18 protein-coding genes and 1 pseudogene are annotated in these 23933 nt (G+C 60.2%); 13 read left to right on the forward strand and 6 right to left on the reverse strand.

From position 1 onward, the window contains the following. Positions 1-5 precede the first annotated feature (5 nt). Both ACK83U_RS24330 and ACK83U_RS24335 read left to right on the forward strand, forming a co-directional pair. Positions 6-1520, forward strand: coding sequence for a DUF5060 domain-containing protein (locus tag ACK83U_RS24330; RefSeq protein WP_112603698.1), 1515 nt, complete (start codon positions 6-8; stop codon positions 1518-1520). 23 nt (positions 1521-1543) lie between these two features. Further along, positions 1544-2608: a sn-glycerol-3-phosphate ABC transporter ATP-binding protein UgpC gene (locus ACK83U_RS24335; RefSeq protein ID WP_112604032.1), complete on the forward strand. Its 1065-nt coding sequence runs from the start codon at positions 1544-1546 to the stop codon at positions 2606-2608. A gap of 24 nt (positions 2609-2632) precedes the next feature. Here ACK83U_RS24335 and ACK83U_RS24340 read toward each other — a convergent pair whose 3' ends face one another. The 3 genes from ACK83U_RS24340 to ACK83U_RS24350 form a co-directional block, all read right to left on the reverse strand. Beyond that, positions 2633-2995 (reverse strand): hypothetical protein, encoded by a 363-nt coding sequence (locus tag ACK83U_RS24340; protein WP_112337196.1) that lies wholly within the window; start codon positions 2993-2995, stop codon positions 2633-2635. Between the two features lie 236 nt (positions 2996-3231). Continuing rightward, positions 3232-5274, reverse strand: coding sequence for an NADH:flavin oxidoreductase (locus tag ACK83U_RS24345; protein ID WP_112603700.1), 2043 nt, complete (start codon positions 5272-5274; stop codon positions 3232-3234). 66 nt (positions 5275-5340) lie between these two features. Continuing rightward, entirely contained in the window at positions 5341-6258 is a 918-nt protein-coding gene (locus ACK83U_RS24350; protein WP_112603702.1) for a DMT family transporter, read from the reverse strand. A 109-nt stretch (positions 6259-6367) separates the two neighbouring features. On the opposite strand from ACK83U_RS24350, the gene ACK83U_RS24355 reads away from it, so the two are divergent. Continuing rightward, entirely contained in the window at positions 6368-7243 is an 876-nt protein-coding gene (locus ACK83U_RS24355; RefSeq protein WP_112603704.1) for a LysR substrate-binding domain-containing protein, read from the forward strand. Here ACK83U_RS24355 and ACK83U_RS24360 read toward each other — a convergent pair. Beyond that, entirely contained in the window at positions 7218-8210 is a 993-nt protein-coding gene (locus ACK83U_RS24360) for a GlxA family transcriptional regulator (RefSeq protein ID WP_112603706.1), read from the reverse strand. The two genes, ACK83U_RS24355 and ACK83U_RS24360, sit on opposite strands and share 26 nt — an antisense overlap. A 107-nt stretch (positions 8211-8317) precedes the next feature. Here ACK83U_RS24360 and ACK83U_RS24365 point away from each other — a divergent pair, with 107 nt between their 5' ends. From ACK83U_RS24365 to ACK83U_RS24405, 9 genes and pseudogenes are all read left to right on the forward strand, one after another. Then, complete coding sequence (locus ACK83U_RS24365) at positions 8318-9220, forward strand: 3-keto-5-aminohexanoate cleavage protein (RefSeq protein ID WP_112603707.1); 903 nt, start codon at positions 8318-8320, stop codon at positions 9218-9220. A gap of 7 nt (positions 9221-9227) precedes the next feature. Further along, entirely contained in the window at positions 9228-10718 is a 1491-nt protein-coding gene (locus ACK83U_RS24370; protein ID WP_112603709.1) for a carnitine 3-dehydrogenase, read from the forward strand. Between the two features lie 12 nt (positions 10719-10730). Further along, a complete protein-coding gene (locus ACK83U_RS24375; RefSeq protein WP_112603711.1) occupies positions 10731-11891 on the forward strand; it encodes an acyl-CoA dehydrogenase family protein in 1161 nt (386 codons plus the stop codon). A 4-nt stretch (positions 11892-11895) separates the two neighbouring features. Then, entirely contained in the window at positions 11896-13953 is a 2058-nt protein-coding gene (locus ACK83U_RS24380; RefSeq protein WP_112603713.1) for an acetate--CoA ligase family protein, read from the forward strand. A gap of 6 nt (positions 13954-13959) precedes the next feature. Continuing rightward, the gene (locus ACK83U_RS24385; RefSeq protein WP_112603714.1) at positions 13960-14742 is read left to right on the forward strand and encodes a carnitinyl-CoA dehydratase; all 783 of its coding nucleotides are present in this window, start codon (positions 13960-13962) and stop codon (positions 14740-14742) included. 127 nt (positions 14743-14869) lie between these two features. Continuing rightward, positions 14870-16458, forward strand: a pseudogene (locus ACK83U_RS24390) (ABC transporter substrate-binding protein). 198 nt (positions 16459-16656) lie between these two features. Further along, positions 16657-17664 carry an ABC transporter permease gene (locus ACK83U_RS24395; RefSeq protein WP_112603718.1) on the forward strand — a complete coding sequence of 336 codons (1008 nt, stop codon included), beginning with the start codon at positions 16657-16659 and terminating at the stop codon, positions 17662-17664. Further along, positions 17661-18488, forward strand: a complete 828-nt coding sequence (locus tag ACK83U_RS24400) for an ABC transporter permease (RefSeq protein WP_112603720.1) — start codon at positions 17661-17663, stop codon at positions 18486-18488. The genes ACK83U_RS24395 and ACK83U_RS24400 overlap by 4 nt, the downstream gene beginning before the upstream one ends. Further along, on the forward strand, positions 18481-20112 hold the full coding sequence (locus ACK83U_RS24405; protein ID WP_112603722.1) for an ABC transporter ATP-binding protein: 1632 nt from the start codon (positions 18481-18483) through the stop codon (positions 20110-20112). The genes ACK83U_RS24400 and ACK83U_RS24405 overlap by 8 nt, the downstream gene beginning before the upstream one ends. Positions 20113-20139: 27 nt before the next feature. On the opposite strand, the gene ACK83U_RS24410 is transcribed toward ACK83U_RS24405, so the two are convergent. Then, entirely contained in the window at positions 20140-21165 is a 1026-nt protein-coding gene (locus ACK83U_RS24410; protein WP_246712165.1) for a thioesterase domain-containing protein, read from the reverse strand. Positions 21166-21435: 270 nt separating this feature from the next. After that, entirely contained in the window at positions 21436-22221 is a 786-nt protein-coding gene (locus ACK83U_RS24415; RefSeq protein WP_112603726.1) for a helix-turn-helix domain-containing protein, read from the reverse strand. A 123-nt stretch (positions 22222-22344) separates the two neighbouring features. Here ACK83U_RS24415 and ACK83U_RS24420 point away from each other — a divergent pair, with 123 nt between their 5' ends. Continuing rightward, the gene (locus tag ACK83U_RS24420) at positions 22345-23925 is read left to right on the forward strand and encodes an ABC transporter substrate-binding protein (RefSeq protein ID WP_112603728.1); all 1581 of its coding nucleotides are present in this window, start codon (positions 22345-22347) and stop codon (positions 23923-23925) included. Positions 23926-23933: the final 8 nt, after the last annotated feature.

Genomic DNA, 23933 nt, shown 5'->3' on the forward strand with positions numbered 1-23933 from the left:
ACATCATGTCCAACGCGTCCGTCGAAAAATGGGGAGTGTTCGAAGCGGCTTTCAACGGCCCTTCGGGCGGCAATCCCTATCTCGATGTGGCATTCGATGCCGTCTTCAGCCAGAACAGCCGCGAGATCCGCGTACCCGGCTTCTACGATGGCGACGGCGTCTATCGCGTTCGCTTCATGCCGGACAATGAAGGCGATTGGTCGTTCCGCACGCGCTCGAAGACATCGGAACTGGATGGCAAGACCGGCTCTTTCATTGCGACCAAGCCGTCCGAGGGCAACCACGGCCCCATACACGTCCATAATAAATTCCACTTCGCCTATGCCGACGGCAAGCCTTTCCTGTCGTTCGGAACAACCTGCTATGCCTGGACGCACCAGCCGCTCGAGATGCAGGCGCAGACGCTCGCGACGCTGAAGAAATCGCGCTTCAACAAGATCCGCATGGGCGTCTTCCCCAAGGACTATCCCTATAACGTCAACGAGCCGCTCTACGCCTGCTTTGAAAAGGGTGCGGACGGCAAGGAGGACTTCGATCGCCCGAACCCGGTTCTCTTTCGCCATTTCGAGCGCCAGGTCGCAGCTCTTTGCGAACTCGGCATCGAGGCCGATATCATCATGTTCCACCCCTACGATCGCTGGGGATACGCCGACATGTCGGCCGAGCAGGATTTCCGCTATGTCGCCTATCTCGCGGCACGGCTTGCCGCCTATCGCAACGTCTGGTGGGCGCTCGCCAATGAGTACGACTTCCTTCTCGACACCAAACCGCTGCAGCAATGGGATCGCTATTTCCACATTCTCGAGGAGAACGATCCCTACGGCCATCTGAAGTCGATCCACAACGGCGAGCCGGCGATGAACTTCGATCATCGCAAGCCATGGGTGACACATACCTGCATCCAGAACTGGGACGTGAAGCGCACGCAGGAATGGCGCGAGGCCTATGGCAAGCCTGTTGTCAACGACGAGCCGGAATATGAAGGCAACATTATCCAGTCCTGGGGCAACTTGACGGCGCAGGAGCTGGTGCATCGCTTCTGGATCACGGTGACGCGCGGCGGCTATGCCGGCCACGGCGAAACCTATTCGCATCCGCAAGACCTGATCTGGTGGGCGAAGGGCGGCGAACTGCGCGGCGAAGCCTGGAAGCGCATCGGCTTCCTGCGCGACCTGCTGGAGCAGGATGTCGTCAACGGCCTCGAACCCATGTCCTCCTATGGCGAATGGCCGTGGACGCGCGTTTCCGGCGCGCGAGACGGTGATGTCAGCTACATCTATCTCGGCGAACACCAGCCGGTCATCTGGTCTACAGGCCTACCCAAGGACGGAACCGACTATGACGTCGACATCATCGACACATGGGCGATGACGATCACGCCTGCAAAGAAGGTGGAAGCGCCCATCCCGCATCCGACGCGCCATGGCGCGATCGTGCGCGGCGGCAAGGCGGATGCCGCCTTCGGCGTGGAACTGCCGGGCAAGCCATACCAGGCGCTGCGCATCCGCAAGAAGCATTGATCGATCTTCAGGGAAAGAATGTCATGTCCGGATTGACCATCAAGAACGTCAGGAAGTCCTACGGCGCGGTAAACATCATCCATGGCATCGACGTGGAGATTTCGGACGGCGAATTCGTCATCCTCGTCGGCCCTTCGGGCTGCGGCAAGTCCACACTGCTGCGCATGATCGCCGGGCTGGAAGACATCACCGGCGGTGAGATCTCCATCGGCGGACGGGTCGTCAACGATCTGCCACCGAAAGATCGCGACATCGCCATGGTGTTCCAGAACTACGCGCTCTATCCGCAAATGACGGTAGCGCAGAACATGGGCTTTGCGCTGCAGCTTGCCGGGGCGAAGCGCGCCGAAATCGATCAGAAGGTCGGCGAAGCCGCCAATATCTTGGGCCTACAGCCATTATTGGATCGCAAGCCCGCCCAGCTTTCCGGCGGCCAGCGCCAACGCGTCGCCATGGGGCGCGCCATAGTGCGCGACCCCAAGGTCTTCCTCTTCGATGAACCGCTTTCCAATCTCGATGCCAAGCTGCGCGTGAAGATGCGCGCCGAAATCAAGGCACTGCATCAGCGCTTGAAGACCACGATCGTCTACGTCACCCACGATCAGATCGAGGCCATGACCATGGCCGACAAGATCGTCGTGCTACAGGGCGGAAAGGTCGAGCAGGTCGGCTCGCCGCTCGAGCTTTACGACCGCCCGAGAAATGTCTTTGTCGCTGGCTTCCTCGGCTCTCCGGCCATGAATTTTCTCGAAGGCAAGCTTACCGGGGGTGCCTTGCCGGAATTGGTATTGCCAACCGGCACACGCATCCAACTCGCCAACGCTCCGGCTCAATCGGAGGGTCGGGAAGTTGTTCTCGGCATACGTCCGGAAGATATTTCGTTTGCCATGGAGGCGGGCGTTACTGCAACCGTGACCGTCGTTGAACCCACTGGCTCGGAAACGCATGTCGCACTTGACCTCCAAGGCAAGGAATTGACCTGGGTGATGAGAGAAAGAGCCGACCTCGTGCCGGGTCAGACAATTCAGATCTCGCTCAAGACGCCGAACCTGCACTTCTTCGACAAGACCAGCCAGCAACGACTGTAGGAGACAGCGCCTGGCGGACCTAAATCACTCAGCTGCGCGCCTTTGGGTACCATTCATGACCGAAAAAACGCGTTTGACGAAGGCATCGCCGTCGAACTGCCGCGCAGCTCCCTCGGTGACATGATCAGGGCGATCGAATATGAACGTCTCGATGTTGACGATCGGCAAGTTCAATCGCGTCCGCACGTCCCCGATCATTGCGGTATGCGTCACCACCAGGTGACACCCGGTTGGATCGAACCATTCCTGGAGGCCGGTCGTCGGTATAGCTGCAACCGTCAATCCCTGTTGCGACAAAAGCGAACTGATGCGCGAGGCAATCTGCTGATTATCCAGACAGATCAGCACATCGGTCTGCGAAGGGGACGGCGCATGGTTAGCCAGCATCAAACAACCTCTCGTTCACTCACATGCCGAATATAATGATTCGGCAGGTAACGGGGTGTTATAAGTTGTTACATTTTGTTTCAAAATTAAGGCAGTTCCCACAGCCATGTCGCGGCGGCGGAACCTCACATATCACTTAAGACATCCAAGATAGTGCATTGACGTCATGAATTTTATTGGCAACCGCAAAAATGTCTGGCGTGATAACGCGGTCAAAGTCGACAATCCCGATGATCTCACAGAAGCGAGCAATAGCGCAGCGCGTCGTAAATCGCGGCATGTATATTGCGGCTTGCGATCGCATCACCGATGCGGATCAGATCGAACGAACCGGCTTCGTTCTTGACGGGCAGCGGCGATCGCCTGGCGATCAATGCGGGATAATCGACGGCACCGAGATTGCGCGACGAGGCCTTTAGCTCAAGGTAAAGTTCATCATTCGCCACCGTGCCATGCTCGACGACCACCTGGGACACCCGCCGCTCCCATTGCGTCTCCTCCGAGAAGTCGGACCCTAGAACCGCAACTAATGCATTGCCGTCGCGGCGCACCGATTTCAGGCGCGTATTGATGGTGACCCGGACATTCTTCTCGGCGAAGGTCTTCGCATAGGGGACATGGTTCATGCCGCCCATCTCAGGGGCGAAGAAGCGCTCCGGCGAGACGAGTTCCAGTTCGGCGCCGCCATTGGCGATGACTTCTGCCGCCGACATGCCCGGATGTCCGCCATTGTCGTCGTAAAGCAGCACCTGGCCCTCGGGCTTAACCGCGCCGGCCAGAATGTCCCAGGAGGAGGTCACAAGGCTGTCGCCGCTCTCCAGCTCCGGAGATTGCGCAATACCGCCCGTCGCCACGACGACAAGATCGGGCTCGAACGCCATAACATCGTCCGCTCCGGCATAGACGTCGTAGTGGATCGTAACGCCCAACCGCTCCAGCTCTGTCAGCCGCCAATCGATGATGCCGATCATCTCCTTGCGGCGCGGATTGCGCGTGAGCAGATTCACCTGCCCGCCAGCCTTGCTGCTCGCCTCCAGCACGTCGACCTTATGGCCGCGCTCGGCCAGCACACGCGCCGCCTCCAGGCCCGCAGGCCCGGCACCGATGACGACGGCCTTGCGTGATATTGTTGCCCGCTCGATCCGATGCGGCATCTCGGCCTCGCGGCCGGTAGCCGCATTGTGAATGCAGAGCGCCTCGCCGCCCTCATAAATACGGTCAAGACAGTAGGTCGCGCCGACGCAGGGGCGGATATTGGCCTCCTGCCCGGACATTACCTTGTTGACGATATGCGGGTCGGCGATATGAGCGCGCGTCATGCCGACCATATCGAGCTTGCCTTCCGCGATCGCATGACGCGCCGTGGCGACATCGCCGATGCGGGCCGCATGGAAGACGGGGAATTTCGTCGCCGCCCTCACCTCGCCAGCAAAATCGAGATGCGGTGCCGAGGCCATGCCCTGAATCGGAATGACATTGTTGAGCGCCGCGTCGCTGTCGATATGGCCACGGATGATATTGAGGAAATCGATATTGCCGGAGGCCACCAGCCGCCTGGCAATCTCAACGCCTTCTTCGCGTGAAAGCCCTTTCTCCCAATCCTCGTCAGCCACCATGCGCATGCCGACAATGAACTCCGGGCCGACCGCCTTGCGAATGGCTTCTGTCACCATCATCGAGAACCGCATGCGGTTTTCAAGCGAACCGCCGAATTCGTCCTCGCGCCGGTTGGTTGCCGGTGACCAGAAGCCGTCGGTCAGATGGCCATAGGCCTCGATCTCGATACCATCCAGGCCGGCTGCCTGCATGCGTTGCGCCGCCGCTGCAAAGTCTCCAATGATCCGCTCGATATCCCACTCTTCCGCCGTCTTCGGAAAGGCACGGTGCGCCGGCTCGCGGATCGGCGACGGCGCCAATACCGGCAGCCAGTCACCTTTGTTCCAGCCGGTGCGACGACCGAGGTGGGTCAGCTGGATCATGACCGCAGCCCCGAACTCGTGACAGTCGTCGGCAAGCTTCTTCAGCCAGGGCACGATCTCATCGCGATAGGCATGGAGATTGCCGAAGGCCGGCGGCGAATCCGCCGAGACGATCGCCGAGCCCGCCGTCATGGTCAGCGCGATACCGCCCTTGGCCTTTTCGCGATGATAGAGCCTGTAGCGATCCGTCGGCATGCCGCCTTCCGAATAGGCCGGCTCATGCGCCGTCGACATGATGCGGTTCCTAAGCGTCAAGTGCTTGAGCTGATAGGGCTGGAGCAAGGGATCGTTGGAAGTCATGTCGCTTTCTTCACTTTATGAAGTCGAGGCTCGAGCCGCTATCTTTGCTGAGACGAGAGGTTATGGCTATAGCGCATTGATAGGTGCTCGACGGCGGCGGCTATGCCGCAGGTCTATCGCAGTATGCCAAACGATCGTCGCGAAGATGATCGCTCCGCCGATGAAAGTGGCAACCGGTGGCATCTCCGAGAAGAAGAGCCAGACCCAAAAGGGCGTCAGCACGATTTCCATCGAACTGATGAGAGCGGCGTCGGCGGCGGGCATCTTCCTTGATCCGAACAGGAAAAGGACGAAGGCGAGCGCGAAATTCGTTGCACCGAAAGCCGCGAGCAGAAGCCAATTTTGAACATCCACTGAGCTCGTCGACGCAAAGGGCACGAAGACGACAAATGTCAAAAGCCCGCTGACGACACTCGACGGCAGGATCGGAACGCTGGGGTCCATGCGTGGGATGACGATGATGAGGGCGAAGGTGACTGTCATGCCGAGCGCCAGCAGATCGCCGATGCCCGTACCGCCGCCGATCGATGAGGCAACGATGACCGCCACGCCGATGAGGCAGACGGTCCCGGCCACCAACGTACGTTTTGCTACCCGTTCCTTCAGCATGGTCCAGCTGAGGAAGGCGGCAATGAACGGTGCCGTCGCGTAGATCATGGTCACATTGGCGACCGTCGTCATATAGAGCGCGCCAATGAAGCAGGCCTGGCTGATCGTCTGGCAGACCAGCATCGCCAGCCCGGCAGGATGAAAGATCGATGCCCATTGCCGCCTGGAAAACCCGCCTTCGAGGAAAAAGCTGGGAATCAGCAGAAACAGGCCGCCGAACAGCGACCGCCAGGCGATCGCCGTCCATATGTCCGTGGTTAGCAGGCGGGCGTAGATGCCGCTGCAGCTCCACGCCAGCATTGCCGTTGCCACGAGTACGACGCCCCTCTCATAATCGCTGGCAAGAGCGGAGCGGGTTGGAAGCTGGAATGTCATGTATGGACTCGAGGAACGAAGCAGAAGGAACGCCTCTGTGTGCGCCGATATTTGACATCAGGCAAACGAATAGTAGAGATAGTAACTATCAGAAATATTTGTGACCCCAATGCGCGACCCCATTGAGAGCGACCTTCTGCGGACGTTCCTCGTCATCACCGAGACGTCCAATTTTTCCACGGCCGCTCAAAGGATCGGCCGCACGCAATCGGCCGTCAGCGCCCAGATCAAGCGGCTCGAAGATACGATCGGCGAAACGCTCTTCGAAAGAAGCGCCCGCGGGGCCGTTCTCACCCGAGCCGGCACTCAATTGCTTCCCTATGCACAGCGCGTGATCGAGCTTCTGAACGAGGCAGCAGCAAATATTCGCACCAAACCGCTCGACGGGCCGGTCCGGATTGGAATTCCGGAGGAATACAGCCAGACTGTTCTGCCCGCGGCACTGGCCGCCTTCGCTATCAGGCATCCGGCCGTCGAAGTCACTGTCTCCTGCGATTACACGGCGCATAATCTGGCCGCTCTCGAGAAAGACGAACTGGACCTCGCCGTAGTCTTCGATTGGAACAACCAGAGCAAAGGCGAAGTTCTCTGTATCGATCCAACGGTCTGGGTGACATCGTTGGTGCATCGCGTGCATGAGGTTGCACCTCTACCCATCGCTGTTTATCGGGATTCGACATGGTGTCGCGATTTCGCGCTGAAGTCATTGGAGCAAATCGGGCGGAGTTATCGTATCGCCTTCATCGCCGACACGAGTTCCGGCTTGAAGAATGCTGTCTCCGCGGGCCTCGCCGTGACGACGCTGTCGCGCAGCAACATTCCGCCTGGCTGCCGCGAATTGACGAGCGACGACGGTTTCCCGCCGGTCGATTCGTCCCGCGTCGTGCTTCGCCGCAACCCCTATCATTCGAGCGAAGCGATCCGGGAACTGGCCGAAATGGTTCGCGAGGCCTTCCGGCCTATGTCGGCTCTCCTGCAGGCGTAGTGCGGCGCCGTAGCCGACGTCGTGTGCCGGACGGACTTTCGGAAAAGCTGGCACGATAGCTGCGCGAAAAGGCCGATGCCGAATTGAAGCCGGTCGCGGCCGCGATCTCGGCGAACGAAGCCTTCGTCTCGATGACCTTGCGCCGTGCCGCATTGAGCCTCAACGCCAGATAATGCACATGCGGCGGCGCGCCGATGCTCTCCTGGAAAAGGGCCTGCAGATGGCGTGCACTGACGCCGACACGGCGCGCTAGACGCGCGAGAACCAGCGGCTGCTCGATATGGTCCTCCATCAGACGGATCGCCTGTGCCACCCGCGGATCGCGCATACGCAGGCCGGCCGTCGATGGTGAAAGTTCTGCCGCGCTCGGCATGCTCGCTGGCTCGTAGATGAAGAGGCGGCTGACCTCGAGTGCCAGCGAATAGCCTTGCCGTCGCCGGATGATCTCCAGCATCAGATCGACCGTCGGCAGGGAGCCGGCCGTGGTGATCCGCTTGCCGTCGATGACGTAGCGGTCCTTGACGGCGCGCACCTGCGGATAGGCGAGCGCGAAATCGTCGTAATCCTCCCAGTGGACGGCAGCAGAGACATTGTCGAGCAGGCTCGCCTCGGCAAGCAGCCAGGTACCAGACTCGATGCCGGCAACCATCGAGCGGTGACGGGCGGTTTGCGACAATTGCATTTTCAGCGCTTGCGTGGCGCTGCGCCGCCAATTGTAGCTGGCGAGCACGAAAAGAGGTGTCGCATCCGATGTCAGGCGAAAGCTGGAGCAGGCAGGCACTGGGATAAGGCTCGTCGTCTCAGCGGGAGAGCCGTCCGGCGTGAAAAGCCGCCAGCGATAAAGCTCGGCTCCGGAAATGCGGTTGGCCCCGCGTAGCGGTTCGATCACCGACGCGATCAGGATCAGGTTCGTCTCCGGAAGGATCAGGAGATCGATGTCGAGCGTCTCATTGGCCGATGTGAGCATTCAGCAATCCTTCGAGAGTTCCGAAACTGTATCGAATGCTTCTGATAATGCAAAGCATGTAGATGTCGCATGGCTCGTAATGTCCTCAATACGAGGGAGAACAAAAAATGCCTCTTGCGATGAATCGTGATGTTTTCATCACCTGTGCCGTGACCGGCGCCGGCGATACGGTTTCCAAATCCAGCCATGTTCCGATCACTCCCAAGCAGATCGCCGACTCCGCGATCGATGCCGCCAAGGCTGGGGCGGCAGTAGTTCATTGCCACGTCCGCGATCCGGAAACGGGCGCTGCCAGCCGCCGCAACGAGCTCTACAGGGAAGTCACCGACCGTATCCGTTCGGCCGACGTCGATGTCGTGCTGAACCTGACCGCCGGCATGGGCGGCGACTTGATTTTCGGCGATGTCGAGAGCCCTCTGCCGCTGAATGATAGGGGTACCGACATGGCAGGCGCCACGGAGCGCGTCAGCCACGTTGCCGAATGCCTGCCCGAAATCTGCACGCTTGACTGCGGCACGATGAATTTCAATCTTGGCGATTACGTCATGACCAACACGCCCTCGATGCTGAGGGCCATGGCGAAGAAGATGACCGATCTCGGCGTCCGGCCGGAGATCGAGGCCTTCGACACCGGTCATCTCTGGTTTGCCAAGCAGCTTGCCGAGGAGGGCTTGATCGAGGACCCGGTTCTCATCCAGCTCTGCATGGGCATCCCCTGGGGGGCGCCCGATGACCTCAACACCTTTATGGCGATGGTCAATAACGTTCCCAAAAGCTGGACCTTCTCGGCCTTTTCCATCGGTCGCAACGCCATGGCCTATCCGGCGGCGGCGATCCTTGCCGGCGGCAATGTCCGCGTCGGGCTGGAAGACAATCTCTATGCCGGCAAGGGCATGTTGGCGACCAATGCGCAGCTCGTCGAAAAGGCGGTGCAGGTGGTCGAAGGCATGGGCGCCCGCATTATCGGCCCCGAAGATGTCCGCAAAAAGCTGAAACTGACGAAGCGCTGAGGCCCCGATGACGAAGATCAACAAGGCGGCCTGCATCGGCGGCGGTGTCATCGGCGGCGGATGGATCGCCCGCTTCCTGCTGGCTGGCATCGATGTCGATGTCTACGACCCACATCCGGAGGCGAAACGCATCGTCGGCGAAGTTCTGGCTAATGCGGAAAAAGCCTATGCGATGCTGACCGGCGCTCCGCTTCCGCCGCGCGGCAAGCTCACATTCAGGGACACGCTGCAAGCCGCCGTCGCTGGCGCCGACTGGATCCAGGAAAGCGTGCCCGAGCGGCTGGATCTCAAGCGCAACGTGCTGACGCAGATCGATGCAGCCGCAAAGCCCGATGCTCTGATCGGTTCATCCACCTCCGGCCTTCTGCCGACCGATTTGCAGCGCGACATGCGCCACCCCGAGCGCTTGTTCGTCGCCCACCCGTATAACCCCGTCTATCTGCTGCCGCTCGTCGAGATCGTCGGCGGCGAAAAGACCAGCGCCGCGACCATCCAGGCGGCAATGGAGCGCTTGCCGCCTATCGGCATGAAGGGCGTTCATATCGCCAAGGAAATCGAGGCTTTCGTCGGCGACCGCCTGCTGGAAGCGCTCTGGCGCGAGGCGCTGTGGCTGATCAAGGACGATATCTGCACCGTCGAGACGCTTGATGATGTCATCCGTTACTCCTTCGGCCTGCGCTGGGCACAGATGGGCCTGTTCCAGACCTATCGTATCGCCGGCGGTGAAGCGGGCATGCGTCACTTCCTGGCGCAGTTCGGCCCTGCCCTGCAGTGGAACTGGACGAAGCTGATGGATGTCGTCGATCTCGACGATGCCCTTGTCGAAAAGATCGGTCAGCAGTCGGACGATCAAGCGGATGGCCTGTCGATCCGCGAACTCGAGCGTATCCGCGACGAGAACCTCGTCGGCATCCTTCAAAGCCTGAAGGGAAGCCATGGCGGCAAGGGCTGGGGCGCCGGCAAGCTGCTGAAGGATTTCGAACAGCAGCTTTGGGCCGCGGGCGGCGGCGAGAAGCAAGGCCTGGACATCTCAAAGCCGCTGCGCCTGATCGACACCAAGGTCAGCCCCGCATGGGTCGACTATAACGGCCACATGACCGAGCATCGCTACCTGCAGGTCTTCGGCGACACGTCGGATGCTCTGCTGCGGCTGATCGGCGTCGATCTCGATTATGTTGAGCGCGGTCATAGCTACTACACGGTGGAAACCCATATCCGCCATCTCGGCGAGGCCAAGCTCGGACAGGCCATTCATTCGACGGCGCAGATCCTCGCATCCGACGAAAAGCGGTTGCATGTCTTCCATGCGCTGCACGATAGCGCCAGCGGCGACGTGATCGCCACCGCAGAACAAATGCTGCTGCATGTCGACGCGAAAGCAGGCAGAGCCACGGCCGCACCGGAGGAGGTGCTGGTGAAGCTCAGGCCGCTTTCTGCCGCGCACGCAGCCTTGATCATGCCGGAGGGAGCCGGCCGTCATGTGGGACAAAAACGCTAGGAGGAAGCGATCGTGAATTTCGGGCTCAGCGAAGAACAGGAAATGATCGTCAAGACGGTCAGGGACTTCGTCGAGACGGAGATCTATCCGCACGAAAACGAGGTCGAGCGCACCGGTATCGTGCCGCCTGAAATCGGAGACGAGATCCGACGCAAATGTATCGAACTCGGCTTCTATGCCTGCAATTTCCCTGAAGAGATGGGTGGCGCCGGGCTCGATCATGTCACCTTCACGCTCGTCGAGCGCGAGCTTGGCCGCGGCTCGATGGGGCTCACCGTCTTCTTCGGACGCCCTTCCGGCATCCTGATGGCCTGCGAGGGCGAGCAGCGACAGCGCTATCTCCTGCCGGCGGTGCGTGGCGAGAAAATCGATGCGCTCGCCATTACCGAGCCGGATGCCGGCTCGGACATGCGCGGCATGAAATGCGCAGCACGGCAGGATGGTGGCGACTTCGTGCTGAACGGCACGAAGCACTTCATTTCGCACGCCGATGTCGCCGATTTCGTTATCGTCTTTGCCGCAACCGGCGAGGAAGACACCCACCGTGGAGTCAAGAAGAAAATCACCGCCTTCCTGGTCGATTGCGGCACACCTGGCTTCGATATCCTTAAAGGCTACGATTCCGTTTCCCACCGCGGCTACCACAATTCCATTTTGAACTTCACCGATTGCCGCCTGTCGAAGTCGCAGGTACTAGGCGAGGTGCATCGCGGCTTCGATCTCGCCAATCAGTGGCTCTACGGGACGCGCCTGACGGTCGCTGCCACCTGCGTCGGCCGGGCTCGCCGCGTCTTCGATCTCGCCCTGCCCTATGCGGCCGAGCGCAAACAATTCGGCAAGCCGATCGGCTCCAACCAGGGTGTATCGTTCAAACTCGCGGACATGATCACCGAGATCGACGCTGCCGACCTGCTCACACTGTCGGCCGCCTGGAAGCTCGACGCCGGCATGCCAGCCAATCGCGAGATCGCCTCCGCCAAGCTTTATGCCTCGGAAATGCTTGCCCGCGTCACCGACGAGGCGATCCAGATCTTCGGCGGCATGGGATTGATGGACGACCTGCCGCTCGCTCGCTTCTGGCGTGACGCCCGCGTCGAGCGCATCTGGGACGGCACGTCTGAAATACAGCGCCACATCATCAGCCGCGACCTGCTTCGGCCGTTCGGAGCATGAGCCCATGACGCAACGCTCGCTCGACCGCCTCATTCGCCCCAGAACGATCGCCGTCTTCGGCGGCAGAGAGGCGCGGCGCGTCATCGAGCAATGCGACCGCATGGGGTTCGCCGGCGAGATCTGGCCGGTGCATCCGACACAGGAAAGCGTCCTCGGCCGAGGCTGCTATCGCTCGGTCGCCGAACTGCCGGACGCGCCGGACGCCGCCTTCGTCGGCGTCAACCGGACGCTCACCGTCGAGATTGTTCGTGATCTCGCAGCCAGAGGCGCCGGCGGCGCCGTCTGCTACGCTTCCGGCTTCAGCGAGGCTGTGGCGGAACTGGCTGATGGCGCGGACTTGCAGCAAGCTCTCGTCGAGGCGGCAGGCACCATGCCGATCGTCGGGCCGAACTGCTACGGCATGATCAACGGGCTCGACGGCGCCCTGCTCTGGCCCGATCAGCATGGCATCGTCAGAACCGAGCGCGGCGTTGCTATCCTCACACAATCTTCCAATATCGCCATCAATCTCAGCATGCAGAGGCGCGGCCTGCCGATCAGCTACCTGATGACTGCAGGCAATCAGGCGCAGACCGGCCTGTCGGACCTTGCCCAAGCAGTCCTCGAGGACCCGCGCGTCACAGCGGTCGGCCTGCATATCGAAGGCTTCGGCGATATAAGGGCGCTGGAAGCACTCGCCATGCGCGCCCGTGAACTGAAGAAGCCCGTCGTCGCGCTGAAGGTTGGAAAATCCGAACAGGCGCAGCGCGCCGCCGTCTCGCATACAGCCTCGCTTGCCGGCAGCGACGCAGTTGCTGACGCCGTTCTCGAACGTCTCGGCATCGGCCGCGTCGCGACTTTGCCGGAACTCATCGAAACGCTGAAACTCCTGCATGTTGCCGGCCCTCTCGAAAGCGATGCGATCTCCTCGATGAGCTGTTCAGGCGGCGAGGCATCGCTGATGGCCGATGCCGCCATCGGCCGGACTATCGAGTTCCGTGCGTTGAAACCCGAACAACTGCCCGCCTTGCGCGCAAGCCTCGGTCTGATGGTGACGCTCTCCAACCCCCTTGATTACCACACCTTCGTCTGGGGCGATCTGGCACGGCAGATGGAGGCCTTCAGCGCCATGTTTGCCGGCGGCTATGCCCTCAATCTGCTCGTTCTCGACTTCCCGCGCGAGGATCGTTGTGATGGCGCCGACTGGATGATTACTGTTGCGGCGGTTGCCGCGGCTGCGACGCAGACGGGCGCCCGCGCCGGCATTCTGGCGACGTTGCCGGAAAACATGCCGGAAGCGATCGCTGAGCAATTGATCCAAGCCGGCATCGTGCCGCTCTGCGGCATCAGCGAAGCGCTGGCGGCGGCAGATATTGCCAGCGGCATCGCCAGTGCCTGGAAGAAACCGCAACCATTGCCGCTTCTCAGCACACGGACGGAGGCAGGCGAAATCGAGACCTTGAGCGAGGCCGAGGCCAAGGCCGAACTTGCAGCCTTCGGCCTCGCCACGCCGCGCGGCGAGACAGCACCCACGCCAAGCGAGGCGGCCAAATGCGCAGAGCAACTCGGTTTCCCCGTTGCACTCAAGGCACTCGGCGTCGAGCACAAGTCCGATGTCGGTGCGGTCAAACTCAACCTATGGGATAGGAATGCCGTCACGGACGCGGCGAAAGGCATGGCTTCCGTAGCACGTGGCTTCCTCATCGAAAAGATGGTCGAGCGCCCTGTCGCCGAGCTTATCATCGGCGCGGTCCGCGATCCGGTCGTCGGCTTGACCCTGACAGTCGGCGCGGGCGGAATCCTCGTGGAATTGCTTGAGGATTCGGTCGTTTTGCCGCTCCCCGTAACGAAAGCCGAGGTTCTTGAGCGGATTTCGCGGCTGAAGGTTCGCAAATTGATCGAAGGCTATCGCGGTGGCGCGGCAAGCAACCTGGAGATTGTAGCCGACGCCGTCCTATCAGCGGCAGAATATGTCGTAACGAACGCCGCACATCTTGAAGAACTAGACATTAATCCATTGATGGTCCTAGCAGAATCCCGGGGCGTTGTTGCTGCGGATGCTCTCATCCGGCGAAGGAGGTAGCGGAAGTTGCAAGACCCCATTCGAACCCGCTCTGAAGACGGCATCCTCGAGGTCATCATCGACCGGCCCAAGGCGAATGCCATCGACCTGGCGACCAGCCGCGAGATGGGGCTGATCTTTCGCGACTTTCGCGACAACCGGGATCTGCGCGTCGCCATCGTAACCGGTGCCGGCGAGAAATTCTTTTCCGCCGGTTGGGATTTGAAGGCTGCGGCTGATGGCGACGCCGTAGACGGCGACTATGGGGTTGGCGGTTTCGGCGGCATGCAGGAACTGCGCGACCTCAACAAGCCGATCATCTGCGCCGTCAACGGTATCTGTTGCGGCGGCGGGCTGGAAATCGCGCTGTCCACCGATCTCATAATCGCGGCAGCACACGCCACCTTCGCGTTGCCCGAGATCCGCTCGGGCACCGTCGCCGATGCGGCGTCGATTAAACTTCCGAAACGGATCCCCTACCATATCGCTATGGACATGCTCCTGACCGGCCGGTGGCTCAATGTCGAAGAGGCGCATCGCTGGGGCTTCGTCAACGAGATTGTCACGGCCGACAGGCTGATGGACAGGGCCTGGGAACTCGCTCGCCTGCTGGCAAGCGGACCGCCCCTGGTCTACGCAGCGATCAAGGAAATCGTTCGCGAAGCGGAGGGTTCGACGTTTCAGACTGCCATGAATAAGATCACCAAACGGCAGTTTGCAACCGTCGATCTCCTCTATTCAAGCGAGGATCAATTGGAAGGCGCACGGGCTTTTGCCGAGAAGCGAGCCCCCATCTGGAGAGGAAGGTAGGAGGCGGCGGCAACCGCTGAATTTCCCGCATGCTCGCGGGCGACAGGCTTCAGGCGGAAGAGGAACCGTGACCTGAGGTGGCTTGCTCGATAGCTTTGTCAACACGGCAAGAAGAAGGAACAGGGGAATGAACGACCATACGAAATATCTTGCAAGCCGCGTCACCGCGGGCGGTCTCAGCCGCCGCGAATTCATGGGACGCGCAATGGCAGCGGGCGTGACTTTGACGCTCGCCGACAAACTCTTTACCGAAAGTGCAATGGCGGCCGAACCGAAGCGCGGCGGTCATCTGAAACTTGGCCTTGAAGGCGGCGCTGCAACCGATTCAAAAGACCCGGCAAAATTCCTGTCGCAGGTCATGTTCTGCATCGGCCGCTGCTGGGGTGACATGCTGGTGGAATCCCATCCGCTGACGGGTGCCGCCGTTCCCTCGCTTGCAGAATCCTGGGAGCCGTCGAAAGATGCGGCCACCTGGACCTTCAAGATCCGCAAGGGCGTCAAGTTTCACAACGGCAAGGAACTGACGATCGACGACGTGGTCGCCACGCTCAAGCGCCATACCGATGCGAAATCGGAATCGGGCGCGCTCGGCGTCGTGAAGTCGATCAAGGAGATCAAGGCCGACGGCGACAATCTCGTCCTGACGCTGACCGAGGGCAACGCCGACTTGCCGTTGCTTTTGACCGACTATCACCTCGTCATCCAGCCGAATGGAGGCTATGACGATCCCCTCGCCTCGATCGGCACCGGTCCCTACAAGCAGGTCAGCTTCGAGCCCGGCGTGGCGCCACGTTCGAGCGCAACAAGGACGACTGGCGTACCGACCGCGGTTTCGTCGACAGCATCGAAATCATCTGCATGAACGATGCCACAGCCCGCATCGCGGCGCTCTCATCCGGCCAGGTCCATTACATCAACCGCGTCGACCCGAAGACCGTGGATCTTCTGAAACGCGCGCCGAACGTCGAGATCCTGGCCACCGCCGGCCGCGGTCACTACGTCTTCATCATGCATTGTGACAAGGCGCCATTCGACAACAACGACCTGCGTCTGGCGCTGAAATACGCCATGGATCGCGAGACCATGGTCAAGAAGATCCTCGGCGGCTACGGCAAGGTCGGTAACGACTTCCCGATCAACAGCACCTATGCGCTCTTCCCTGAAGGCATCGAACAGCGCAAATACGATCCCGACAAGGCCGCCTTCCATTACAAGAAGTCCGGCCACAGCGGCTCGGTCTTGCTGCGCACCTCCGAAGTCGCCTTCCCCGGCGCCGTCGATGCAGCCGTCCTCTATCAGGAAAGCTGCAAGAAGGCCGGCATCAACATTGAGGTCAAGCGCGAGCCGGGCGATGGCTACTGGACGAATGTCTGGAACGTTCAGCCCTTCTCCACCTCCTATTGGGGCGGACGGCCGACGCAGGACCAGATGTACTCCACCGCCTATCTCTCGACAGCGGATTGGAACGATACGCGCTTCAAGCGCCCCGACTTCGACAAGCTCCTGCTTCAGGCTCGCTCCGAACTGGACGAGGCCAAGCGCAAGGAGCTTTACCGCGCCATGGCGATGATGGTGCGCGACGAAGGCGGCGTCATCCTGCCGATGTTCAACGATTTCGTGAACGCCTCCACCAAGCAGGTGAAGGGCTACGTCCACGATATCGGCAACGACATGTCGAACGGCTACGTGGCGACCCGCGTCTGGCTGGACGCCTGATGCCCGAAGCTGGGCGAAAACGCCCTCATCTCTGACACAGCCGGGACCGCGAAAACCTTTCGCGGTCCTCCCGACGTTTCAAGCAATTTTAGGAAAATGCGCAGCTGTTTTCCGTTCGGAATTGCGTAAAACAACAAGATTGAGCGGCTTAGCGATTCCCATGAAACATGGAGCCGCTCTCAGTGCGAGGCATCGGCCATGTCCAATTCACCTCCCGGAACCGTTCTGCCCGGGTTGAGGTTCAAGCAGCGCTTTCCGCTGCTATCCCTCATTATCGAGCGGTGCGTGCTCAGCATCATCCTGCTGTTTGCGGTCTCCGTCCTGATCTTCGGCGGGCTCGAAGCCCTGCCCGGCGACTTCGCCACGACCTATCTCGGCCAGTCGGCAACGCCGCAGGCCGTCGCCAATATCCGCGAGGAGCTCGGCCTCAACCGGCCTATCGTCACCCGCTATGTGGGATGGCTCGGCAATGCCGTCAGGGGCGATTTCGGCACCTCCTGGGCCAGCAAGAATTCCGTCGGCGAACAGATCGGCAAGCGGCTCGGAAATTCCCTGTTTCTCGCCGGCTTTGCCGCCGTGATCTCGGTGCCGCTGGCGGTCTGCCTGGGCATGTTGGCTGTCCATTTCCGCAACCGGATGCCCGACAAGATCATCAATGTCATTTCACTGGCGGCGATCTCGCTGCCGGAATTCTTCATCGGCTATCTCCTCATCATGTTCTTTTCCGTGAAATTCGGCGTCGCGACCTTTCCGGCGACGGTCTTCGACGGCATGGGCTTCATCGAGCGGCTGAAGGCAATCGCCCTGCCGACGGCAACGCTGGTTCTCGTCGTGCTGGCGCATATGATGCGCATGACACGGGCGGCCATTCTTTCCGTCATGTCTTCGGCCTACATGGAAACGGCCGAACTGAAGGGGCTCTCCGCCTTCCGCGCCATCGTCAAGCACGCAGCCCCCAATGCCCTGGCGCCGATCATCAACGTCGTCGCGCTGAACCTTGCCTATCTCATCGTCGGCGTCGTCGTCGTCGAAGTCGTCTTCGTCTATCCGGGCATGGGCCAGTACATGGTCGATGCGGTGACGGTGCGCGACATGCCTGTCGTCCAGGCTTGCGGCCTGATCTTTGCCGCCGTCTACATCTTCCTCAACATGACCGCCGACATCCTGGCCATCGTCGCGAACCCACGTCTGAGGCATCCGCGATGAGATTAAGAGATATCCCCATCACCGCCTGGATCGGCATCATCGGTATCCTGGTTGCCTTCGTCTGCGCGATCTTCGCACCCTGGATCGCGCCTTACGGCGAGACCGAAGTCGTTGGCAATGTCTGGCAGCCTGCCGATGCGCAATATTTCTTCGGACTGGACAATCTCGGCCGCGATATCCTGTCGCGTCTGATCTACGGCACCCGCACGACGCTGTTCGTCGCGTTGACGGCAACGATCATTTCCTTCTCGCTCGGCATTATCCTCAGCTTCACCGCCGCCGTCTCGCGCGGATGGATCGACACGGTCTTTTCGCGCTTCAACGACCTGATGATGTCGATCCCGACGCTGATCTTCGCGCTGGTCGTGCTCGCGGTTCTGCCACAGAACCTGATCGTGCTGATCCTCGTCATGGCGATCCTCGATTCCACCCGCGTCTATCGTCTCGGCCGTGCCGTAGCACTCGATGTCGCGGTCATGGAATTCGTGGAAGCCGCCAAGCTTCGCGGCGAAGGCAGGATCTGGATCATCTTCCGCGAAATCTTGCCGAATACGCTGTCGCCGTTGCTGGCCGAGTTCGGGCTGCGCTTCGCCTTCTCGATCCTGTTCCTCTCCACCCTGTCCTTCCTCGGCCTAGGCATCCAGCCGCCGGCGGCCGACTGGGGCGGCATGGTCAAGGACAACAAGGATGGCATCATCTTCGGCATTTCCGCCGCCCTCGTGCCGGGTTCCGCCATCGCGGCACTCGCTATCTGTGTCAATCTGGTGGTCGACTGGCTCTTAAGGCGTACCTCCAGCCTCAAGGGAGGGCGTGGCGATGCCTGAGCTTCTTTCCGTTCGCGGTCTCAAGATCGAGGCGACCAGCTATCCACCCGGCGAGCCGCCGAAGCGCGTCACCATCGTCGACGGCGTCTCCTTTGATCTTCAGAAAGGCAAGGTGCTCGGGCTGATCGGCGAGTCCGGCGCCGGCAAATCCACCATCGGCCTCTCCGCCCTCGCCTATGGCCGCGGCGGTGCGGAAATTACCGGCGGCCAGGTATTGCTTGATGGCACCGACATCCTGCCGCTTGGCAAATCCGGCATCCGCAGAATTCGTGGCGCCCGGGTCTGCTATGTCGCGCAATCGGCGGCGGCGGCCTTCAATCCGGCGCATCGCTTGGGTGATCAGGTCATTGAAGCGACTGTGAAACACGGCCTGATGACGAAGGAGGAGGCAAGAAAACGGGCGCTCTATCTCTTCCGCGTGCTTGGTCTGCCCAATCCCGAAACCTTCGGGGACCGCTATCCGCATCAGGTCTCCGGCGGCCAGCTGCAACGCGCCATGACCGCCATGGCGCTCTGCTCCAATCCGGAACTGATCGTCTTCGATGAGCCGACGACAGCGCTCGACGTCACCACGCAGATCGACGTGCTGGCGGCGATAAAGCACGCCATCGAAGAGACGCACACGGCCGCGCTTTATATCACCCACGATCTTGCCGTCGTCGCCCAGATTTCCGACGACATCATGGTGTTGAGACACGGCAAGACGGTGGAATATGGCAGCGTCCAGCAGATTATCGAAGAACCGCGGCAGGATTATACACGCGCTCTTGTCAACGTCCGCCAGGAGGCACGAGCCGAAGCCGCCGATCAGTCGAGCGCGCTTTTGAAAGTCGAGAATATCAGCGCGCAATACTCCAATGGTTTCAAAGTATTGCACGATGTTTCTCTGCATGTTCCTAAAGGCCAGACATTGGCGGTGGTCGGCGAGTCAGGCTCCGGAAAATCGACGCTTGCTCGCGTGATTACCGGCCTGCTGCCGCCGAGCGATGGACGGATTATCTTTGACGGCAAGCCGTTGACGTCTGCTCTGAAAGACCGCTCGCGGCAGGAGTTGCGGCGGATCCAGCTCATCTATCAGATGGCCGATACCGCCATGAACCCGCGCCAGACCGTACGCGATATCATCGGCCGGCCGCTGACCTTCTATGACGGCCTGCGTGGCTCGGCAAAGACGGCGCGCGTGAAAGAGCTGCTGGATCAGATCGAGATGGGCAACGGCTTCATCGACCGTTACCCGGCCGAGCTTTCCGGCGGCCAGAAACAGCGCGTCGCCATCGCCAGAGCGCTTGCGGCCAAGCCCGAACTCATCCTTTGCGACGAGCCGACCTCGGCGCTCGATCCGCTGGTTGCCGAAGGCATTCTGAAACTGCTCTTGAAGCTGCAGGAGGAGGCACACCTTTCCTACGTCTTCATCACCCACGATATTGCCATCGTGCGCGCTATCGCCGACAGCGTCGCAGTGATGCATCGCGGCAAGCTCGTTCGCTTCGGTCCGAAATCGCAAGCGCTCTCGCCGCCCTTCGACGATTACACCGACTTGCTGCTGAAATCCGTGCCGGAAATGGAGATCGGGTGGCTGGAGCGCGTGCTGACGACACGGAAGATGGAGAGCGCCGGCAATTGAGCGCTGGACTATTTCGATCCCGTGGGCTCAGCGCGTAAGGCGCGCGCTGAGTTCGCGCGCGAGCGTACCGGCGTTGCGGCCGACGATCATGCTCTGGTGGTTGCCGGCAACATCGACCCAATCCGCGTGCGCAAGAAAGCGCCCCCATATGGTCTTGGGATCGCAGTCGACGGGTGAGCCCTGCATGCTGCGGTAGAAGGTCAGTTCGCCGTCGTAACGGCTTGGCCTGTAAACGCCCTTCATGCGCAGAAGTTGTCTGGCGGCCGCATCATAAAGTGGCGGATAATCCCCCATCCATTGCGGCGCCAGTTCCGGATAATAGGCCGTGTGGGGGTCGGCGTAGCGGAAGGAAAGTGGCTTCAGTTTCTTCGCGAGGAATTCCCGTCGCTCGATCATCGGCCTACTGCCCTGAGCCGATGTTTGACGACGTGGTTGAGGATCGGTCTTCCTCAGATTCTTCTTTCGGTTATAAGCTCGCCTCCAGCGTTGCCACATGAAGCTGCCCCAGGTCATCAGCGGCCATTCTTGCTCACCCAAGGGGGTATCGAGCATGCCGAGGAACGCGATCTTTTGCCCTTGTGCCCTCAACGCACGCGCAAGCTCCAAGGCAAAAACACCGCCGAAAGAATAGCCGAGCAATCGATAGGGCCCTTCAATCCCGGCTGCCTGCAACGCTTTCAGCGTGCTTTGAACCTCGTCTTCCACCCTTGCCGGTTGGTGACGATCTCGGTTGAAGGCCGTCAATGCTACGCCGAGAATTGGCCCGGGAAAGCGGATTTCCTTGATGAGCGGCTGCATTTCCAGGAAACAGCTTGCTCCGCCGGCAAATAGCAGCAAGGGTGCACTACCTTCGCCGCCTCGGAGCTCTATGATTTTCGGCGAGACTGAGAGATCTTCGTGATTGGAAATTGCAAGGCCGAGGGCATCAAGAGTGCGATGACGATAGAAGACATTGACATCCAACTCCTCTCCGGTTTCGCTCCACAAATGCTTGATGAAATTCAAGACCCGGTTGACTGAAACGGCATCGGGAATGTCGGCATCGCGGTCCAAATTAATCTTTGCTTCCCGGCGAAGCAGATCGCTGACATAGGTACACGCACTGGGATCTGCATCCGTCCTCGCAGAGAAAAGCATCTAACCGCCCCCGAATGTCAAAGCATGCGTCACCAACGTTGAGATAGACTGCAATCTTATAAAGGGACCCTTAATATATTCTGTAAAGACACAACTTTTTCTTGCATTTGAGAGCTTTCTCCATTGGCCAGCCGCATCGTCCCCGACCTAACGGCCATGAGCAGGCGAAGCGGACAATCGAGGTTTTCAATACTCTGCCGGTATCGCATAGACTTCTGCGGATGGATCGGCGAGGAACGAGCGCACCGTTGGCGGCAATCTGCGCGAGGATAGCGGCACAGGTCCGCAACGCGAGAGAAGTTCACGAAGATCCGGCTCAGTGCCGACGTGACGCCAGATCATCCGCGAGGCATAGGGAAGGTTTTCCTTTCGCCAGGAAACGCCCATTGTCGTTCCGCGCAAGTAGACGCGCTGATACTCGTCGAATGGCAGGAGGATCGTCTGTGACAGTATGGGATTCGGGCCGACCACACGCTCGGTAATGAAGATCCGGTTTCGATAGAAGGCTGCCAAACCCACATATTTGGAAAACTGCTGGATGCCGTTTCCGGGGTCACGCAGGCGCTCCATCGATTTGACATGCACCAGCCCGCCCTGCTCGATAATGCGGCTGCAGGAACAGACGACCATTCCAGGCCAGGACGGTGAGCGATGGTAGGTCTGGAAATAGCCGATATGGCGTCGGAGCGCGATCAGATCTCCGGGGAACGCCTTTAACAATTCGGAACTTTGATTGAGGTCCAGGGCCGGTTTGCGAAGCCGCTCGCGAAAGAGCCTCGGAGCGAGACCAAAGTCGGCTGCGTCGAGATCGAAATACTTGGCTATACGCGCGAGATTATGGGCAGACGGCCGCGTCTGACCATTGATATATCGGTTGAATTGTTGCCGGTTGATATCGATTGCACGGCACAGATGCGAAATGGAACGTTGCGTTGCGCAGGCAATTTTGAGGTTCTCGACCAGGTGAGGCATCTGTAACTCCGTCTTGGAATGAACTAGCGTAAACTCGCTTAAAGATGCGTCAAGTCGCGAAATTGCGTGGCCCAGCCCGGCCTCTACGTTCCCACCTACAAAATGCAAAACGAGGGAACTGTCATGACGCATGAAAAGGATCAATCTTCGCCGCTGAAAATCGGCCGCCGCCATTTCCTTGGGGGTGCCGCAGCGTTAGGCGTTTTGCCTGCCCTTGCCTCCGGCCTCCTGATGCCGCGCGATGCCCGCGCGCAGGAAGCAAAGCGTGGTGGCCATCTGAAGCTCGGCCTCAAGGGCGGCGCCACCAGCGATGCGCTCGATCCGGCGACCTATAGCGCCTCCGTCTTGTTCGTCATTGGCCGCCTCTGGGGCGATACGCTCGTGGAATCCGATCCCAAGACCGGCGCACCCCTGCCGTCGCTGGCAACGTCCTGGACACCATCGGCTGATGCGTCCGTCTGGACCTTCAAGATCAGGAACGATGCGCAATTTCACGACGGCACCAGGATGTCCGTTGCTGATATCGTCGCGACCCTGAAGCGACACGCGGACAAGAATTCGCAGTCGGGCGCTCTCGGGCTCATGGCCTCCATCACCGGCATCGAAGAAAAAGCGGGCGACCTTGTCCTGACGCTAAGTGAAGGCAATGCGGACTTACCTCTCCTTCTCACCGACTATCACCTGATTATCCAGCCGAAGGGTGGCGTCGACAAGCCGGCGGCGGCCATCGGCACCGGCCCTTATATTCTGAAAAGCTTTGAGCCGGGCGTTCGCGCCACCTTCGAGAAGAACCCGAAAGATTGGCGCTCCGACCGAGGCTTTGTCGACAGCGTTGAAATCCTCGTCATCAACGACAACACCGCCCGCATTGCAGCACTTGCCTCCAGCCAGGTTCATTTCGTCAACAATGTCGACCCGAAGACCGTCCCGATGCTGCAGCGGGCACCGACCGTCGACATTCTCCGCAACGCCGGCAAGGGCTTCTACTGCTTCCTGATGCATTGCGACACGGCGCCCTTCGACAACGCCGATCTTCGTCTCGCGCTGAAATATGCCATCGACCGCCAGTCGATCCTCGACAAGGTTCTGGGCGGCTACGGTACGATCGGCAACGACTATCCGGTCAATTCCAACTACGCGCTTGCGCCGACCGATATCGAGCAGCGGCCATATGATCCAGACAAGGCCGCCTTCCACTTCAAGAAATCGGGTCTTGATCGCCCCATTCAGCTGCTAACCTCCGATGCAGCCTTTCCGGGCGCTGTCGATGCGGCGATCCTGTTCCAGCAAAGTGCGCGCAAGGCCGGGATCACGATCGACGTCAAGCGCGAACCGGAAGACGGATACTGGACCAACGTCTGGAACAACAAGCCTTTCTGCGCCTCCTTCTGGGGTGGCCGCCCGACTCAGGATTCGCGCTACTCGACCTCCTATCTCTCGACCGCGGAATGGAACGACACGCGTTTCAAGCGTCCGGACTTCGACAAGCTGGTGTTGGAGGCCAGGGCCGAACTCGATGAAGCCAAACGCAAGGTGCTTTATCGACAGTTGGCGCTGATGGTACGAGACGATGGCGGTCTGATCCTGCCCGTCTTCAACGACTACATCATGGCCTCTTCGAAAACGCTGAAGGGATATGTCGACGACATCGGCAATGATATGTCCAACGGCTACATCGGCAGCCGTGTATGGTTTAATGCCTAAAACTCCTC

The organism is Rhizobium sp. WW22, assembly GCF_047041135.1.
Taxonomy (GTDB): domain Bacteria; phylum Pseudomonadota; class Alphaproteobacteria; order Rhizobiales; family Rhizobiaceae; genus Rhizobium.